This window comes from Alicyclobacillus suci (genome assembly GCF_017329615.1).
GTDB lineage: Bacteria > Bacillota > Bacilli > Alicyclobacillales > Alicyclobacillaceae > Alicyclobacillus > Alicyclobacillus suci.
Genome location: NZ_JAFMTW010000269.1, coordinates 1 through 221, shown reverse-complemented (window position 1 = coordinate 221; position 221 = coordinate 1). Strand labels below are relative to the sequence as shown.

Below are 221 nucleotides of genomic sequence, written 5' to 3'. Positions count from 1 at the left end.
CGTCTGAAGGGCACGGACGAGTCCTGCATGACTGTCTGAAACCACAATGTCTAGGTCTCGTAAGTCCCGTGATTTGAGCCAAGCAAAGAACGCCCGCCAACTCGCCTCTGACTCACTGTCACCAATCATCAGGCCCAGAATCTCGCGATATCCATCTTCGTTAATACCTACGGCAATCATCACAGCCCGAGGCCGAACACGCCCGTCTTCCCGAATCCTCA

At 54.3% G+C, this 221-nt stretch carries 1 protein-coding gene; it reads right to left on the bottom strand.

Going from position 1 to position 221, the window contains the following annotated elements:
* A partial coding sequence (locus tag J3482_RS20675; protein WP_206923149.1) for a transposase occupies nt 1–221 on the bottom strand: 221 nt, incomplete at both ends.